Raw genomic sequence first — 17,348 nt, forward strand, 5'->3', positions numbered from 1 at the left:
ATGTCTAATTTTGCCAAGGTACAGCTTGAGCAGATCTGGCAGAAGACACTTCAGCTCATAAATGAAAGTGCACATTTCGATGATGCCGTATTCAACGCATGGTATAAAGAAGATTCTCATCTCTTTGATATAGAGGATGATTTTGCGACCATTGTTGTTCCTTATAAGATCAACAAGCAGATCATGATGGATTCCATCGATCTGATTCAGCAAAAGCTGTCTGATGTTCTGGATATGAAGGTCTCCTGTCAAATCCTGCTCAAGAGCGAAGTGGATATGCTTCAGCCATCATCTGTCATTAAAAGAAGAAATGAAATTTTATTTGAAGACAAAGTAAAAAAAGAGTACACCTTCGACAGCTTTGTCGTAGGGAAAAACAACCGGGAGGCTCACGCTGCGGCATTGTCCGTATGCTATTATCCCGGTAAATTCAACAATCCGTTGTTTATATTCGGAAATTCAGGCCTGGGGAAAACCCATCTGCTGCATGCCATCGGCAATTACGTCAAGGCAAACAAGGCGGATGAAAAGGTTTTATACATTTACAGTGAGGACTTCGTCACCTTGCTGATTGAGGCGATGAAAAACAAGACGGTTGAGGACGTAAAGGAAATGATCTGTTCGGTGGACTATCTGCTGATTGATGATATCCAGCGTCTGAAGCAGAGCACCTCACAGGAAATCTTCTTCAATATGTATAACAAGCTCATTTCCGACAACAAACAGATTGTCATTACCAGTGATATTCATCCTACAGAGCTGAAGGGAATTGAAAACCGTCTGATATCCCGCTTTTCCAGCGGTCTGTCCGTATCGGTAGGGTCTCCGGAATTTGAAACTGCGAAAGCTATTCTGCAGAAAAAGATGGAAGGCCGCAGCGATGAAATCATGATTGATGACGAGGTTCTCGATTATCTGGCAACCCGCTTTGCAAGTGATGTCAGAAAACTGGAGGGAACGCTCAACGAGCTGTTCTTTAAAGCAATATTATATAATCCCGAGCGGATTGATATCACCTTCGCGAAAGAAATATTCAAAGAAAATCCGATTGTTGTAAAGCAGGAGGATGAACTAACGCCGAAGAGGATAAAGAATGCGGTATGCGAATACTATGGTCTGACCAGAACCCAGATCGAATCAAAATCAAGAACCAAAAATATCGCCAATGCGCGTCATATCGCAATATACCTGTGCAGGACGCATCTGGAAATGCCGTTTGCCAAAATCGGTTTTGAATTTGGAAACCGTGATCATTCCACGATCATGTCCTCGTATGAAAAAATGATGAAGCTGTTAAAGGAAAAGGAAACATTTCAACAGGCAGTCATGCAGATTGAAAGTAATTTGGGGATAAAATAGCTAAGATATCCACATGTTTAAACTTTTCATCCACAGCAAAATTTGTTAAAATAAGCCTATGTTCAAAGTGTTTTTATAGCTTTTCCACACTTTCCACATACTTATTATTGTTTATTTACTTATAAAACATAAAAGAAGGGAGCATCACCCATGTACTTTAAGGTGTCTAAAAAAGAATTCTACAATGCATTATCTGTGGCATCCCGTGCCATCTCTACATTTTCACCACTTCCTGCGTTCTCCGGTATTAAGATTGACGCAAAAGAAGATTGTCTGATTCTGACCGGAAGTGATTCGGATGTATCCATTCAGACGAAACTGACAAAATCGGAAGAATGTGTTCTTGAGATTCGTGATATGGGATCAATCGTTATTGAAGCTAAGTATATTCTGGAAATCGTTCGTAAGATTGATGCTGATGAAATCGAGTTTGAAATGATTGACGGTTCCCTGACTAAAATCAGTGGAAACACTGCAGAGTTCAGAATCAATGGAATGCGTGCAAATGAGTATCCGGCTATCGACTTCTCCAAACCGAAGGAATGCTTTGCATTAAAAGAGGAAACACTGAAGAAAGTGATTTTGCAGACCAGCTTTGCGACAAGTGATAAAGAAACACGTCCGGTACTGACCGGTGTGAATTTCCACTGTGAAGGCAATACGCTGCACTGTGTCGCTACCGATTCCTATCGTCTTGCAAAGAAAACGATTGATATCAGCGAATCCCTGAACTTCAATATCACCATACCTGCCAAATCCCTGTCCGAGGTTGTTAAAACACTGGAAGGTGAAGGAGAGGTGGAAATTGCAGTCAATGATAAAAAAGCGCAGTTTATCATTCATGACACAATCGTACAGACGCGACTGATTGACGGTGTATATCCGGAAACAAGCCGACTGATTCCTTTACAGTTTGACTACGAGCTGACAATCGATTCCCGTGATCTTCTCAATGCTATTGACCGTGCAAGCTTTATTAAAAATGACGGGGTTTCCGTTATTAAATTCAGTCTGAGTGAGCAGGAATGCGTGCTTTCCAGCAAGTCCGTGGAAGTAGGATCCTCCACTGAGGTTTTAAGCAGTGCCAGCTTCACAGGAAACTCTCTGGAAATCAGCTGTAACGGACGATATGTCTTTGACGCAATCAAGGCATTGAGCGGCAGTCTGGTAATCTTCCGCCTCTGTGGAGAAATGAAGCCGTTTATCATTAAATCTGTGGATGATGATAATGTTTTACAGCTGGTACTTCCAGTCAGAACCTATGCATAAACAACAGGCAGTAAGGGGAACATCCTGCTGCCTTTTTCTATGTATTTTAACAAAAGTAGACCTTTTTCAGGAATGGAACGCAGCGTTTGAAAAGCGAATAAATTTACATGTGAAAAATGATGCAGAAAAGTTTGAAAACCATAGGAAAAACTAACAAAAAACCTTTAAATATGATATAATATATAGGAATGTGAAAGAGGTTTTATAATGGATATAAAGATAACCGGTGAATACATAACATTAGGTCAGCTGCTTAAAATGACGGATTTTATCCAGAGCGGCGGTGAAGCAAAATTTGCGGTAAAATCCCTGAAAATCAACGTGAACGGGGAACAGGAAAACCGCAGAGGACGCAAGCTGTATGCAGGTGATGTCATTGACATTGAGGGCAGCGTATTTTCTTTGTCATGAGACTGGAATCACTTCGTCTTCATAATTTTCGCAATTATGCAGATGTAAATGTCAGTTTTACCGACGGCATTCATATTCTGACAGGAAAGAATGCACAGGGAAAGACCAACCTGCTGGAATCTATCCTTTATTTATCAACGACCAGATCCCATCGAACCAGTGAAGATAAAGATCTAATCAAAGAAGGTGAGCAGGCCTTCTTTATTAAAGCCTTGATTGCAAAGGAACAGAAAACGGAGGAAATCCGTGTGACAGTAAATGAAAAGGGGAAAAATCTTTTTATTTATCAGAATCCCGTGAATCGCGTCAGTGACTTCATAGGTGAATTTAACTCCGTTATGTTCTGTCCGGATGATATGAATCTGTTTCAGGCCTCTCCCCGCGTCAGAAGACGCTTTGTGGACATGGAGCTGAGTAAGATAAGTAAGAAGTATGTATCGACGCTTTACGTCGCTACACGGCTCTTAAAAGAGCGGAATGCTTATCTGAAGCAGGAACGGGTGGACCGCTCCTATCTCGAGGTCTTAACCTCACAGCTTGTGGATGCATCTGTTGTCATCATGAAGCAGCGGCATTTCTTTCTGGAGGAGCTGCTGGACAAATGCAGGACATTTTACCGCCAGCTTTCCAATGATGATACGGATATAACGGTTCGCTATCTCAGCTGTGTTCCTTTCTCGGACAGTGAGGAAGCGCTGAAGGAAGCTCTGCTGAAGAAATATCAAAAGCATCAGGATCGTGACCTGCTGTTGAAACAGACGACGGCCGGTATTCATAAAGAGGATTTTATCTTTGAAATGAACGGGCACGAGCTTGTCAGCTTTGCTTCCCAGGGACAGAAGCGAAGTGTATTGCTGGCATTGAAAATCGGTATGATTCATATGATCCATGAAATCATACAGGAATATCCGGTGTTATTGCTGGATGATGTATTTTCGGAGCTGGACAGCTATCGAAAACAGGAATTATTAAAATCTCTGCCCAAAGAGGTGCAGATTTTCATCTCCACAACAGATTTTGTGGAAATGGATGATATGAAAAGTGATCGCAGAGTCACGTTGTGGAATGTAAGCAACGGTACAATCGAGAGATGTTAGGAGGATGAACTATGGATGAGAATCAGATGAAAGAAATCGAAGAAATGGAAGATAAGGTTGATCATTCTTATACGGCTGATGATATTCAGGTCCTGGAAGGACTGGAAGCTGTACGGAAACGACCTGGTATGTATATCGGTTCTACCAGTGAGAGAGGTCTTCATCACCTTGTCTGGGAAATCGTTGATAACTCGATCGATGAGGCTCTTGCCGGATTCGCTACGGATATTGAAATAACGATTGAAAAAAATAACATCATCCGTGTTGAGGATAATGGTCGAGGTATGCCGACGGGAATCGTTGAAAAGACAGGAATATCCGGTGTGGAAACGATTTTTACTGTACTGCATGCCGGTGGTAAATTCGGCGGTGGTGCTTATAAGGTTTCCGGAGGTCTGCATGGTGTCGGTGCCAGTGTTGTTAATGCATTGAGTGAATGGCTGGAGGTTAACGTACATCAGAACGGACATGAGTTTTTCCTTCGTTTTGAAGACGGAGGCAAGGCAACAGGACCTTTGAAAATCATCAATGACAGCGAAAAGCATGGTTCCATTGTGCGTTTCAAGGCAGATCCTGAAATCTTTCAGGAAACACAGGAATATGATTTTGATACTTTGAATGCACGTATTCGTCAGCTGGCTTTCCTGAACAAAAGCATTCGTCTGGTGCTTTGTGATGAACGGGAAGCGGAGCCGAAGAGAATTGAATATAAATACGATGGCGGTATTCGCCAGTATGTGGAATATCTGAATAAGAACAAAACACCGCTGCATGAAGAGGTTGTGTATGTGGAAGGGATAGAGGACGGGATTCTTGCGGAAATCGCCATGCAGTATAACGATGGCTACATTCCAAGCATCTATTCCTTCTGTAACAACATCAACACGATGGAAGGCGGAACGCATGAGGATGGCTTCCGACTCGCTCTGACAAGGATTATCAATGCCTATGCGAGAGAGCAGGGAATGATAAAAAAAGACGAGACACTGGCTGGAGATGATGTGCGTGAGGGATTAACGGCAATTATCTCGGTAAAGCACCCCGATCCGCAGTATGAAGGACAGACAAAGACGAAGCTGGGAAACTCAGAGGTACGAAAAATTGTTTCCAGTATACTGGGTGAACAGCTGGACCGTTTCTTCATGGAGAATCCGGAAACAGCAAAGATTATTGTAGATAAGGCGATTCTTGCGAGCAAGGCACGTCTTGCGGCAAAAAAGGCAAGAGAGCTGACAAGAAGAAAATCAGCCCTGGAAATCACATCACTGCCCGGTAAGCTTGCGGATTGTTCCAGCAAGGATGCCTCAGAATGTGAAATCTATATCGTCGAGGGTGATTCCGCCGGCGGAAGTGCAAAGCAGGGAAGAAATTCCAAGTTTCAGGCAATTCTGCCACTGCGTGGTAAGATATTGAACGTCGAGAAGGCACGTTTGCAGAGAATCTTCGAAAATAATGAAATTCGCTCTATGATCACAGCATTCGGCTGTGGAATCGGAGAGGAAATGGATGTCAGTAAGCTGCGTTATCATAAAATTATTATCATGACCGATGCCGATGTCGATGGTGCGCATATCTGTACACTGATGCTGACATTCTTCTACCGTTACCTGCGTCCGATCATTGAGGGTGGCTATGTATATATCGCCATGCCTCCGCTGTTCAAGGTTGCCAAGGGAAACCGTGTGGAATATGTATATAAAGAGGAAGAAGTGGAAACGGTACGTGCTTCTATGGGTGAGAATGTAAACGTACAGCGATATAAAGGTCTGGGAGAGATGAATCCGGAGCAGCTGTGGGAGACAACCATGGACCCAGCATTCCGTACGCTGAAGCAGGTAAATATTGATGATGCTATGGAAGCTGACAGTATTTTTGAAATGCTGATGGGAGAAGAAGTTGAACCAAGACGTGACTTTATTCAGGAAAATGCAATCTATGCAACACTAGATATCTAAGGAGGTGTAAGGGAACATGGATTTAAACAAGGAAAAACTGATTCAGGTAGATATTTCAAAAGAAATGAAAACCTCCTTTCTGGACTATTCAATGTCTGTAATCGTAGATCGTGCACTGCCTGATGTTCGTGATGGAATGAAGCCTGTTCATCGCCGTATTCTGCATGCGATGAATGAGCTGGGAATTGTGGCAAGCAAGCCGTTTAAAAAGTCAGCGCGTATCGTTGGTGAAGTAATCGGTAAGTATCATCCGCACGGTGATACAGCCGTATATGACGCCATGGTTCGTATGGCACAGGACTTCAGCTACCGCTACATGCTGGTACAGGGACATGGTAACTTCGGTTCCATGGATGGTGACGGTGCGGCGGCAATGCGTTATACCGAAGCCCGAATGTCTAAAATCGCTATGGAAATGATGAAGGATATCAATAAGGATACCGTTGATTTCATACCCAACTATGACAATGAGGAAACTGAGCCGGCTGTGCTGCCTGCCAGATTCCCGAATCTGCTGGTAAACGGTTCTGTCGGTATTGCGGTAGGTATGGCGACCAATATACCGCCGCATAATCTTACAGAAACGATAGACGCAACCTTTGCCATTATGGATAATCCGGAGATTTCCGTTGTGGAGCTGATGGACAATTATATCAAGGGTCCTGATTTTCCAACAGGCGGTATCATTCTGGGAAGAGCCGGAATTCGACAGGCATTTGAAACAGGACGCGGCTCCATCATGGTACGCAGTAAGCATCATCTGGAGGATATGGGCAACGGTAAGACAAGAATTGTTGTGACTGAAATCCCGTATCAGGTGAATAAAGCGAACCTGATTACCAAAATCGCAGACCTAGTAAGAGAAAAGCAGATTGAAGGTATCACTTATCTGAATGATGAATCAAACCGTGAGGGTATTCGAATCGTGATCGAGCTGCGTAAGGATGCTCAACCGGATGTTATTTTGAATCAGCTGTATCGTATGACACAGCTTCAGACCTCTTTCGGTGTCAACATGCTGGCACTGGTAGAGAAAACACCGAAGCAGATGGGAATCCGGGAGGCACTTCAGCATTATGTGAATCATCAGATTGACGTTACGGTACGCCGTACAAAATTTGAATTGAAAAAAGCTGAGGATCGTGCTCATATATTGGAAGGTTTGCGTATCGCACTGGATCACATTGATGAAATTATTCGTCTGATTCGCTCCAGTCAGAATGATGCGGAAGCAAGAACTGGTCTGATGGAGCAGTTTAAACTGACGGAGATTCAGGCAAATGCAATCCTGGAGATGCGTTTGCGTCGTTTAACAGGCTTGGAACGCGATAAGATTGAAAATGAATATCGAGAGCTGATGAATACGATAGCAGATTTACGTGATATTCTTGCAAACCATGATCGTGTTCTCGGGATTATCCGTGATGAGCTGACTGAGGTTAAAAATCGCTTTGGCGATGAGCGTCGTACAGAAATCAGTGAGGCAGATTACGATATGCAGGATGAAGATTTAATTCCTGTTGAGGATGTTGTTATCACAATGACAACAAACGGTTATATCAAGCGTATGCCGACAGATACCTATCGTACACAGAACCGTGGAGGCCGCGGTGTGAAGGGTATGTCTGTAAATGAGGATGATATTGTTGATCTGCTGATTACAATGTCCACTCACGACTATCTGATGCTGTTTACCAATCTTGGCAAGGTTTACCGTATCAAAGGGTATAAGGTGCCGAATTCTGGTAGAACGGCTAAGGGCCTTCCGGTCGTGAATCTGTTAAATCTGGACAAGGAGGAGAAGGTGCGTGCACTTGTTCCTGTTCGTCCGGATAGTGAATCCTCCTTCCTGCTGTTCGTCACAAAGAATGGACTGGTTAAGCGAACACCGATGAGTGAATTCGATTCTATACGTCAGAATGGTAAAATCGCCATTACACTTCGTGAATTTGATGAGCTGGTTGGTGTGAAGGAAACAACCGGAGATGATGAAATTATTATCGCAGGCTCCAATGGTAAGGCAGTTCGATTCCATGAAGATGATATTCGTGCTATGGGACGTACGGCAAGCGGTGTGAAGGGCTTTAATGTTGATGGCTCAATCGTAGTAGGTGCTGCTACTTCTAAAGAGGGAACACATCTGTTGGCTGTTAGTGAAAATGGTTATGGTAAGCGTACCGCTATTGAGGAATACCGTCTGACAACACGTGGAGCGAAGGGTGTAAAGACAATCAATGTTACCAATAAAACCGGTGAGCTTGTTTCCGTTCGCGCTGTAAATGGTGATGAGGATGCCATGATTGTTACAAACTCCGGTATTATTATCCGAATATCTGTTGATGATATTGGTATTTACAGCCGTAATACTCAGGGTGTTAAGCTGATCAACGTGGCAGATGAAGAATCTGTTGCCAAGGTGGCTATTGTTGAAAAGGAAGAAGAGGAGCCGGAAGAAGCTGCAGCTGGTGAAGCTTTGGAAAATAATGAAGAAACTACGGAACAGATAATTGACAATCCTGTAGAAGAATGATATAAAATAATAAAACGTTGAAAAGGTCAAGTAAGAAAGCAGGCTACTTTCAGAGATATAACGGTAGGTGTGAGTTATAATAGCTGCTTATGAAATCCGCCTTTGAGTGAATCAATGAACTATTAGTAGTTGATTACGGTAGCACCGTTATAGCTATGAGAGGGTATATCTTTATAGGTATATCAAAAAGGGTGGCAACACGAGGTATCGTCCCTTTATGGACATACCTCTTTTTTATATTCTAGGAGGTTATGATTATGCTTGATATGAAATTTTTACGCGAAAATCCTGAAATTGTAAAAGAAAACATAAAAAAGAAGTTTCAGGATCACAAGATTGAGCTTGTAGATAAAGTGATTGCTATGGATAAAGAGAATCGCTCTCTTAAACAACGAGGGGATGAGCTGCGAAGCAAGAGAAATGCTATGAGCAAGGAAATCGGCGGTCTAATGGCCAAAGGTTTAAAGGATGAGGCAAATGCTATTAAAGCCAAGGTTCAGGCTATGGCAGATGAAATGAAGGAAACAGAGGTTAAGGAAACTGAGCTTGCTGAGAAAATCAAGGAAATGATGATGCAGATTCCAAATATCATTCATCCTACGGTCCCGGTTGGTAAGGATGATTCAGAAAATGTTGAACTGCAGAAGTACGGCGAGCCTGTGATTCCTGATTTTGAAATTCCATATCATACAGATATTATGGAACGGTTTGAAGGTATTGATCTGGATAGTGCAAGAAAAGTTGCAGGGAACGGGTTCTATTATCTGATGGGAGATATTGCACGACTTCATTCTGCTGTCATTTCATATGCACGTGATTTTATGATTGATAGAGGATTTACATATGTTGTACCGCCTTTTATGATTCGTAGTAATGTTGTGACCGGGGTTATGAGCTTTGCGGAAATGGAAGGAATGATGTATAAGATTGAGGGCGAGGATTTGTATCTGATCGGTACCAGTGAGCATTCTATGATTGGAAAATTCATTGATACAATTCTTGATGAGAAAAAACTTCCTTATACTTATACAAGCTATTCTCCTTGCTTCCGTAAAGAAAAAGGTGCACACGGTATTGAAGAAAGAGGAGTTTACCGCATTCACCAGTTTGAGAAACAGGAAATGATTGTTGTTTGCAAACCGGAAGAAAGTGAAGACTGGTTTGTAAAGCTGTATACGAATACTGTTGATTTATTCAGAAGTCTGGATATACCAGTGAGAACCTTAGAGTGCTGTTCCGGTGATCTTGCTGATTTGAAGAATAAGTCTGTTGATGTCGAAGCATGGAGTCCACGTCAGAAAAAATATTTTGAAGTGGGAAGCTGTTCTAACTTGACAGATGCACAGGCAAGACGTCTTGGCATTCGCGTAAAGGGTGAGAATGGAAAATATTTTGCTCATACTTTGAATAATACGGTGGTAGCTCCACCTCGAATGCTGATTGCTTTTTTAGAGAATAATCTGAACAAGGACGGCAGTGTGAATATTCCGGAAAAATTGCAGCCATATATGGGAGGCACAAAAATATTGATGCCAAAAAATTAAGCAGTATTGAAAAGGTGATTTTTATATAAATTTCACCTTTTTTAGTATCTAAAACAGCTTATTATTTGTTGGTTAAAAATAGCAGAAAAGCCTTTGTTTATCGTGTTATTTGGATAAATAATACGATATTGTGACTCTCTGATTTACATCGGTATTTTAATAATTGGACGATTGGTAATGTCGTTGCAAATGATTGCACAGCTTTTTTTAGGCATTTTTGTTTCACGTGAAACAATTAAGGATAAATCAAGAAATTTCAGCTGTTACTTATGATTGTTTCATAATGTTTTAAAAGAGATAATAAAAAATGTGTAAGCAAATAGAAGATAAGATATAATGATGCTATACAAAAAAAGGTAACCTTATATATGAAAATTATTTTTATACGAAGTAGGCGCAAATCCAATGTTAAGACAATTTCAAACTTTCTTATGTATGCACTAATGATTTTCTAATAATAAAATAAGAAAGCTTCCTCTAGTTGTATCGTGTTTGAGAAAAGGAAGAATCAAATTCTGTTGAAGAATATAATGGTGATAAGTACTCAATGTAGTTATGTTCAACCTGAGTTTATGAACTGTTTAGAAAATTAGCCTGCTCACTTTTTTAAAGAGGATAAAAAGTATTCCGTTTCATTACAATATATTGTATCTGAAATACAATTCATATTACTATCTTGTTAATAGCTCAGATAAAAAAATAGTGTTCGTCTTATAGATAAAGGAGTTTCCTTTATGAAATACAGGATAGACTTGTTCATCACTTGTAAAAGTCAAAATGGCAATTATAAAATATGTGAAAGCAAATTAACTGTTGAAAAAATCAGAGAATATGCTATAATATATAAGCTACTACAATGGTATCTACTGAATTAGGTCAGATTGGGAACAAAGCAGCCTTAAGGGAGCTCTATCATGTGTGGTAGCCCTTTTTTATATCTGAGGTAATTTTATGAAAGAAGAATATATGCGGGCTGCTTTAAGAGAGGCAGAGAAGGCTAAAAAAATAGATGAGGTACCCATTGGCTGTGTTATTGTTAAGGATGATAAAATTATTGCAAGAGGTCATAATCTCAGAGAAACAAAACAGCAGTCAATAAACCATGCTGAAATCATTGCAATTCAAAAAGCTTGTAAAAAGGTAGGAAGCTGGCGTCTTGAGGATTGTGATTTATATGTTACTCTGGAGCCCTGTTGCATGTGTGCAGGTGCTATTCTGCAATCACGTATCAGAACTGTTATCTATGGAACTACTGATCCAAAGGGTGGAAGCATTGAAAGTACCTTGCATATGTATGAACAGCCGGGATATAACCATTATCCGAAAGTTGAATCCGGTGTTCTTCAAAACGAATGTTCACAGCTCTTAAAGAATTTCTTTAAAGAAAAAAGACTAAAAAGGAAATAAAAGCAAATACTGTAAGAAAGAAAAGTATTTGCTTTTCTTATGTAAAATTCATTGTCAGCATGATATAATTGACAGTGGAGAAAGCAGGTGAAGTATGGCATATAAAGCGTTATATCGTACTTATCGTCCAAACAGTTTTGATGAAGTAGCAGGACAAAAGCACGTTGTACAAACCTTGCAGCATGCAGTGGAACAGCATAAGATTGCACATGCTTATTTGTTCTGCGGCCCCCGTGGTACAGGAAAAACATCAATTGCGAAAATCTTTGCGAAAACAATAAATTGTGAGAATCCAAATCATAAACCATGTTTGGAATGTGATAACTGTAGGGCAGTACAGGATGGAAGCCATCCGGATATTATTGAGATAGATGCTGCCAGCAATAATGGTGTAGAAGAAGTACGTACACTGATAGAAAAAGTTAAGTATGCGCCATTGAAGGGTAAATATAAAATTTATATTATTGATGAGGTCCATATGATGTCAACGGGTGCATTTAATGCGCTGTTAAAGACGATTGAGGAACCACCGGAACATGTTATTTTTATTTTAGCTACGACAGAGCCGCATAAGGTGCTGCCTACGATTATTTCACGTTGTCAGCGGTTTGATTTTACTAAAGTTCCACGTGATGAAATCGTTCAGAGGATACATACTATTCTAGAGAGAGAACAGATTACGTGTGAAGAGGAAGTAATTCGGATTATTGCACAGCTTGCTGATGGCGGATTGCGCGATGCTTTATCTATTCTTGATCAATGTATTGCGTATGCACAGAATCATATCCAGGTGCATCATATTAATGAAATTTATGGCATTACAACCATACAGGAAAAATTAGATTTGTATCGTTATATCTATGGAAAAGATGCAGTATCCCTGTTAAATGCGATAGATCAGCTTATTGAAAAAGGTATTGATATCAAAAGGCTGACTGTTGATTTAATTGAAATATTAAAGGAGAGTATCATTTTCGAGTATACAAAGGATGCATCTCTGCTGCATATTCTAAATAGTGAAGAGGTTTTAACTCTGATTGATGGAAAATCTATTGCAGAGAGGTTTCAAATGATACATCTTCTAATGGAAACATATGATAAATATAGAAGTGCAGCAAATGCAGGATCTTATTTTGAGGTCTGTTTACTGCAAATGCTGGATGTAAAGGCAACTGTGGTGACAACGACATCACATCCATTGGAGACTCCTAGGCAGGAACAAAAACCAGTAAGCACTGTTAATAATGTTTCACGTGAAACATCTAAGAAGAAACCTATACTTGAGGTTCCTATGGATGATGAACCATTTACACCATATGATACACCAGTATTAGATTCACCAGTAACAAAGAGTGCGAAGTCTTCACATATACCGGAAAATATAGTAAGCAAGGAAATTACTGCTGTTTCAACAAAAGCTTTAAAGCCATTGGAGAATGAATTTGTTCTTGGACTTCTTGCCGGAGCAAATAAACCTGAAAAAGCAAAGGATAGTCAGCATTTTCAGAAAATACCTGAATTCATGCTCGATTTTAAATATGCTAAATATGGAAGTCTTTTAAAGAATGCAAGTATTGTAGGCAGTGGTAATACCTATATAGTTGTATGTGTCGATAATCAGGCAGTAGCAAATGAAATAAATGAGATGGACAGTAAAAATGAATTTCATGATTTCATTACTGAATTGATGGAAAAGAATAAAAAAATATTTGCTATTTCTGCTGATCAGCAGAAATATGTTATCAAAGAGTTTAAAGACCGTATGATTGCAGGTACATTGCCAGATCCTATACAAATTGAAGCTGTGACGATTGAAAGAAAAGAAGTAAAAGAATTAACACAGGAAGAAGCTGTATTGGATTTGTTCGGTCAGGAAAATATAATAATTACGGAGGAATAAGATTATGAATATGCAGGGATTATTAAAACAGGCACAGAAAATGCAAAAGGAACTTACTAAGCTGGAAGATGAATTAAATGAAAAAGTATATGAAACAACAATGGGTGGTGGTGTTATCAAGGTAGAAGTAAAAGGAAGCATGTCTGTAGAAAGTATCTCAATCGATGAAAGCTTGCTGGAGAAAGATAACAAAGAAGATTTAGAGGATATGCTGAAATCTGCCTTGAATGATGCATTCGCTAAAGCAGTCGAGGATAAAGAAAAAAATATGAATCAAATTACAGGCGGAGTGAAAATGCCAGGTGGCTTCTAATGTATCCTAAGAAATTTGAAGCACTTGTTGAATGCTATCGGAGACTACCGGGTGTAGGAATAAAAACTGCAGAACGCTATGCATTTCAGACGCTCGAATGGGATGATGAAACTATGGACTCTTGGATTCATGCATTTCAAAACGCAAAAGAAGGCTTAAAAAAATGTGCGGTATGCGGCAACTTATCGGAAGATGACACATGTGATATTTGTGGAAATCAAAGTAGAAATAGTCAGATTATATGTGTTGTACAAAGTCCAAAGGATGTTATTGCAATGGAGAAAACAAAAGAATACTCTGGAGTATATCATGTGTTGAATGGTGTAATCTCAACATCAAAAGGTATACTGCCTGAGGATATCAACATAGACTCTCTATTAAACAGAATCAGTGAGGAAACCGAGGAAATTATTATTGCAACCAATCCGACAGTCGAAGGTGAAACTACAGCATTGTACTTATCAAAGCTGCTGGAAAAATATCCGGTTACTGTAACAAGGATTGCACATGGTCTTCCAATGGGCGGACATTTGGACTATGCGGATGAATTAACCTTGATTAAAGCAATTGAAGGAAGAAAGAAAATGGAACCATAATGTTGGTTCTTTTCTTTACTGTATTATAAAATGTAAGAAGTATATAGTAAATGAGGAAGGACAGGAATACCATGCTTTCAAATGTATGGATGTTTAAATAGCGTTTAAATCAAGAATATGAAAAAGGGAACAACCTCCTACAGCAACAGCAAAATAGGCGATACACAGAAAAAGCATCATCTCTATATGAACTAATTGTATAAATCCTAAATCACCATCACCTTATATATAAAAAAGAAATATTTTCATTTTACTGCAAGCGCTATCATGGTAAAATGGATATATAGGAAGAAGGTGATCATATGGGCTCAATTGCTTATATTACTGATAAAAATATGATGGAGTACCATAGACTTCATGGTAACTCTGTTATCAATTTCTGGAAGCCAAGTATCAAAAGTATTACTGATTTTAAAAAGGGAGACATGCTGTTTTTCTTGACAAAGGGGACAGAGCGTGGGAAAAAAAGAGAAAAGGGAATACTTGGATATGGTCATCTTCGAAAGCAACAAAACATGGGGTTTACACAAATGTGGAATGTATATAAAACTCTGAGTGGCTATCCGGATAAGGAATCATTAAAGCAGGCAATCTGCAAAATTACAAAACAGGAGGAAGTACCAGAGCTACTTTCCTGCATGGAATTAGAAAATGTTATCTATTTTCAATATCCGATTTACCTAAGTGAAATCGGTATGAAAATTTCCAATAATATAGAAAGCTTTTTCTATATAGATAAAGAGGATATACAAAATACAGGAAGACTACTGCATCTGGCATCCTCTATTGGTACGGATATGTGGGTGAACAGTACTGTTATTACAAAGGAAAAGAATATGCAGGAGGATGCTGTACTTCAAATACTGGAGAACCTGAGCAGACGTATAGAGACTAGCTTCTATTCAGAATATGAAGAATCAAAAATACGTCATTATATACAAAAACTTCAGGATGCAAATATACAGTCAATTAGAAACAGTAAAACAGAGTATTGGACAAAATGCGATGGAAAAATAATGATTCTACTTCCATGCCTCTTAAACTTTATAGATGCTGAAAGTAAAATGCAGTATAGCATTGGTCATTATCAGCTATTTAAAGTATATATAAATCAAAGTGAATATGCTGATCAGATTTCCATCAAACTATTGTTTAACCAAAAGATCCACAGTAATTGGAGACTTGCTCTCAGCTATTTAAAGATAGAATATGAAGAAAGGCTAGTCGAAGAGGACTAGCCTTATAGCTATTACCTGAAGAATACAAAAGAAAGGGACCATAAGAATGAATTTTGTTTTCCTTATTTTGTGTCGGAAAGCAATCATTCCAAGACCAATACCAAAAGCTCCTCCAAGGAATGCATACAGTAACAGAAATCGCTCAGGTATTCGATAACGCTTATGGATGGCTTTCCATTTATCAATTCCCATCATACAAAATGAAATCACGTTCCAGAAGACGAAGTAGATCATTTCTCCACTGCCTGCAAAGCACGCTGAATCTTAGATGTGCAGTTTTTTTCATAAACAAGCTGCACATGAGAAAGAAGCTTCTGAAAAACAGAGAGCCCGTCATGTGGCTGCTTATATTCATATTCAATTTCATAATCTGTATGATTTCCATAGGTGCTGATATCAAAGCATAGTTCAGCATTCTCTGTTTCTACAACAGCTCTTTTTGTCACCAGAGTAGTTAACGGAATGATTGCAGCTTCAATTTGATACTCATGCAATAGCTGAACAATTTCCTCTGATTGCAGAGCATGAACACTGTTTTCAGATACTTCACACTCACACTCGCACAGCCCATCAAGATTCTCCTGCCGCATCTTTAATGTAAACAGAAACCTTCCATTTCGCTCCCGTATACGCATTGCACCCTTCTTTTTCTGAATGTCCCCGTTTACCGTATCATAATAGGTATTGGTCTGGGTTATAAAATTCAGATTTTCATACAAACCACACAGCTTATCAAACTGTTCCTTGTTCACAAGCATTTTATATTCTTTTTCAACATGTTTATTCATCTTTCATCACCTTATAGGATATGATACAATAGTACCATAACAAAAGGAAGTGATTTGTGATGAAATATTCAGTAGTTGCGAAAAAAGATGCAAAATCACATGCAGTAGAGGAGAAAATCAAAGAGCGTCTGCAGTCTTCTGGCTGGATTTATGACAAAGCAGAACCACAGCTTGTTATCTGTGTGGGAGGAGACGGTACACTGCTGTATGGCGTGCATCAGTATCTGCATCGAATCAGCGAAGTAAACTTCCTTGGCATTCATACAGGAACCCTTGGCTTTTTCACGGACTATACGGAAGAGGAACTGGAGGAATGCCTGCATGATGTATTGGAAAAGGAGCCTGTGATATTTGAATCCGGTTTATTGAAAATAAAGCTGGATAATAATCCAAACCCTTATTATGCATTAAATGAGATGCGTGTTGAGAATATTGTGAAATCTCAAATCATGGATATATATGTAGACGGTGAGTTTTTTGAAACCTGCAGAGGCTCCGGAATCTGTCTATCCACTCAGGCAGGATCCACTGCATATAATCGATCTCTGGGAGGAGCAGTTATAGACTGTGGATTATCTCTTATGCAGCTGGCGGAAATAACAGCTATTCAGCACTCCAAGCACCGCTCCCTCGGAAATCCGTATATCATGATGGAGAACCGTCATGTAACAATGAAAAGTGAAACCTTTGATACAGCAATACTCTGCTATGATCATTTGAATGTGCCGTTGGAAGCCACCAAAGAAATCTATTGCGAGATGTCTAATCGGAAGGTTAGATTCGCACGTTATCGTCATTACAGTTATTTGAGAAGATTAAAGAATTTATACTGACAGATAGTTTTGAAGAAGGGATATGATTTAGTCATAAGCTGCTTCATTAGTCTATTCAGCTGCAGAGAGAACGAAGATTATCGCATCATGAAAAGTAAAAAAACAGAT

At 39.6% G+C, this 17,348-nt stretch carries 15 protein-coding genes, 1 other RNA gene and 1 other annotated feature; of the genes, 14 read left to right on the forward strand and 2 right to left on the reverse strand.

Going from position 1 to position 17,348, the window contains the following annotated elements:
• The 13 genes from dnaA to G4D54_00065 all read left to right on the forward strand — a co-directional run bounded on the left by dnaA (position 1) and on the right by G4D54_00065 (position 15,619).
• The gene (dnaA, locus tag G4D54_00005; protein QJA00899.1) at positions 1–1,359 is read left to right on the forward strand and encodes a chromosomal replication initiator protein DnaA; all 1,359 of its coding nucleotides are present in this window, start codon (positions 1–3) and stop codon (positions 1,357–1,359) included.
• Between the two features lie 150 nt (positions 1,360–1,509).
• Complete coding sequence (gene dnaN / locus G4D54_00010; protein ID QJA00900.1) at positions 1,510–2,628, forward strand: DNA polymerase III subunit beta; 1,119 nt, start codon at positions 1,510–1,512, stop codon at positions 2,626–2,628.
• Between the two features lie 207 nt (positions 2,629–2,835).
• Positions 2,836–3,039 (forward strand): S4 domain-containing protein YaaA, encoded by a 204-nt coding sequence (yaaA, locus tag G4D54_00015; protein QJA00901.1) that lies wholly within the window; start codon positions 2,836–2,838, stop codon positions 3,037–3,039.
• Positions 3,036–4,136, forward strand: a complete 1,101-nt coding sequence (gene recF / locus G4D54_00020) for a DNA replication/repair protein RecF (protein ID QJA00902.1) — start codon at positions 3,036–3,038, stop codon at positions 4,134–4,136. The genes yaaA and recF overlap by 4 nt, the downstream gene beginning before the upstream one ends.
• 11 nt (positions 4,137–4,147) lie before the next feature.
• Positions 4,148–6,091 (forward strand): DNA topoisomerase (ATP-hydrolyzing) subunit B, encoded by a 1,944-nt coding sequence (gyrB, locus tag G4D54_00025; protein ID QJA00903.1) that lies wholly within the window; start codon positions 4,148–4,150, stop codon positions 6,089–6,091.
• Positions 6,092–6,107: 16 nt separating this feature from the next.
• A complete protein-coding gene (gyrA, locus tag G4D54_00030; GenBank protein ID QJA00904.1) occupies positions 6,108–8,621 on the forward strand; it encodes a DNA gyrase subunit A in 2,514 nt (837 codons plus the stop codon).
• Positions 8,622–8,629: 8 nt separating this feature from the next.
• Positions 8,630–8,839, forward strand: a binding site (T-box leader).
• Positions 8,840–8,878: 39 nt separating this feature from the next.
• Positions 8,879–10,165, forward strand: coding sequence for a serine--tRNA ligase (gene serS / locus G4D54_00035; protein QJA00905.1), 1,287 nt, complete (start codon positions 8,879–8,881; stop codon positions 10,163–10,165).
• Positions 10,166–11,005: 840 nt separating this feature from the next.
• Positions 11,006–11,103: signal recognition particle sRNA small type (ffs, locus tag G4D54_00040), an RNA gene on the forward strand.
• 13 nt (positions 11,104–11,116) lie between these two features.
• Positions 11,117–11,572 (forward strand): nucleoside deaminase, encoded by a 456-nt coding sequence (locus tag G4D54_00045; GenBank protein QJA00906.1) that lies wholly within the window; start codon positions 11,117–11,119, stop codon positions 11,570–11,572.
• Between the two features lie 94 nt (positions 11,573–11,666).
• Positions 11,667–13,472 (forward strand): DNA polymerase III subunit gamma/tau, encoded by a 1,806-nt coding sequence (gene dnaX, locus G4D54_00050; protein ID QJA00907.1) that lies wholly within the window; start codon positions 11,667–11,669, stop codon positions 13,470–13,472.
• Positions 13,473–13,476: 4 nt separating this feature from the next.
• The gene (locus G4D54_00055) at positions 13,477–13,785 is read left to right on the forward strand and encodes a YbaB/EbfC family nucleoid-associated protein (protein ID QJA00908.1); all 309 of its coding nucleotides are present in this window, start codon (positions 13,477–13,479) and stop codon (positions 13,783–13,785) included.
• Entirely contained in the window at positions 13,785–14,381 is a 597-nt protein-coding gene (recR, locus tag G4D54_00060) for a recombination protein RecR (protein ID QJA00909.1), read from the forward strand. The genes G4D54_00055 and recR overlap by 1 nt, the downstream gene beginning before the upstream one ends.
• Before the next feature lie 302 nt (positions 14,382–14,683).
• Complete coding sequence (locus tag G4D54_00065; protein ID QJA00910.1) at positions 14,684–15,619, forward strand: hypothetical protein; 936 nt, start codon at positions 14,684–14,686, stop codon at positions 15,617–15,619.
• On the opposite strand, the gene G4D54_00070 is transcribed toward G4D54_00065, so the two are convergent.
• A complete protein-coding gene (locus G4D54_00070) occupies positions 15,602–15,853 on the reverse strand; it encodes a DUF1294 domain-containing protein (protein QJA00911.1) in 252 nt (83 codons plus the stop codon). The genes G4D54_00065 and G4D54_00070 overlap by 18 nt on opposite strands.
• Complete coding sequence (locus G4D54_00075) at positions 15,850–16,407, reverse strand: CYTH domain-containing protein (protein QJA00912.1); 558 nt, start codon at positions 16,405–16,407, stop codon at positions 15,850–15,852. The genes G4D54_00070 and G4D54_00075 overlap by 4 nt, the downstream gene beginning before the upstream one ends.
• A gap of 59 nt (positions 16,408–16,466) precedes the next feature.
• On the opposite strand from G4D54_00075, the gene G4D54_00080 reads away from it, so the two are divergent.
• Entirely contained in the window at positions 16,467–17,240 is a 774-nt protein-coding gene (locus tag G4D54_00080) for an NAD kinase (GenBank protein ID QJA00913.1), read from the forward strand.
• Positions 17,241–17,348: the final 108 nt, after the last annotated feature.

It is taken from the genome of [Clostridium] innocuum (genome assembly GCA_012317185.1).
GTDB lineage: Bacteria > Bacillota_I > Bacilli_A > Erysipelotrichales > Erysipelotrichaceae > Clostridium_AQ > Clostridium_AQ innocuum.

Excerpts from the sequence above, each read along its gene's own strand:
- dnaA (QJA00899.1), top strand. The coding sequence starts at position 1 with ATGTCTAATTTTGCCAAGGTACAGCTTGAGCAGATCTGGCAGAAGACA.
- G4D54_00065 (QJA00910.1), top strand. The coding sequence starts at position 14,684 with ATGGGCTCAATTGCTTATATTACTGATAAAAATATGATGGAGTACCAT.
- G4D54_00080 (QJA00913.1), top strand. The coding sequence starts at position 16,467 with ATGAAATATTCAGTAGTTGCGAAAAAAGATGCAAAATCACATGCAGTA.
- gyrB (QJA00903.1), top strand. The coding sequence starts at position 4,148 with ATGGATGAGAATCAGATGAAAGAAATCGAAGAAATGGAAGATAAGGTT.
- G4D54_00045 (QJA00906.1), top strand. The coding sequence starts at position 11,117 with ATGAAAGAAGAATATATGCGGGCTGCTTTAAGAGAGGCAGAGAAGGCT.
- recR (QJA00909.1), top strand. The coding sequence starts at position 13,785 with ATGTATCCTAAGAAATTTGAAGCACTTGTTGAATGCTATCGGAGACTA.
- recF (QJA00902.1), top strand. The coding sequence starts at position 3,036 with ATGAGACTGGAATCACTTCGTCTTCATAATTTTCGCAATTATGCAGAT.
- G4D54_00070 (QJA00911.1), bottom strand. The coding sequence starts at position 15,853 with ATGATCTACTTCGTCTTCTGGAACGTGATTTCATTTTGTATGATGGGA.
- dnaN (QJA00900.1), top strand. The coding sequence starts at position 1,510 with ATGTACTTTAAGGTGTCTAAAAAAGAATTCTACAATGCATTATCTGTG.
- yaaA (QJA00901.1), top strand. The coding sequence starts at position 2,836 with ATGGATATAAAGATAACCGGTGAATACATAACATTAGGTCAGCTGCTT.
- G4D54_00055 (QJA00908.1), top strand. The coding sequence starts at position 13,477 with ATGAATATGCAGGGATTATTAAAACAGGCACAGAAAATGCAAAAGGAA.
- serS (QJA00905.1), top strand. The coding sequence starts at position 8,879 with ATGCTTGATATGAAATTTTTACGCGAAAATCCTGAAATTGTAAAAGAA.
- dnaX (QJA00907.1), top strand. The coding sequence starts at position 11,667 with ATGGCATATAAAGCGTTATATCGTACTTATCGTCCAAACAGTTTTGAT.
- gyrA (QJA00904.1), top strand. The coding sequence starts at position 6,108 with ATGGATTTAAACAAGGAAAAACTGATTCAGGTAGATATTTCAAAAGAA.
- G4D54_00075 (QJA00912.1), bottom strand. The coding sequence starts at position 16,407 with ATGAATAAACATGTTGAAAAAGAATATAAAATGCTTGTGAACAAGGAA.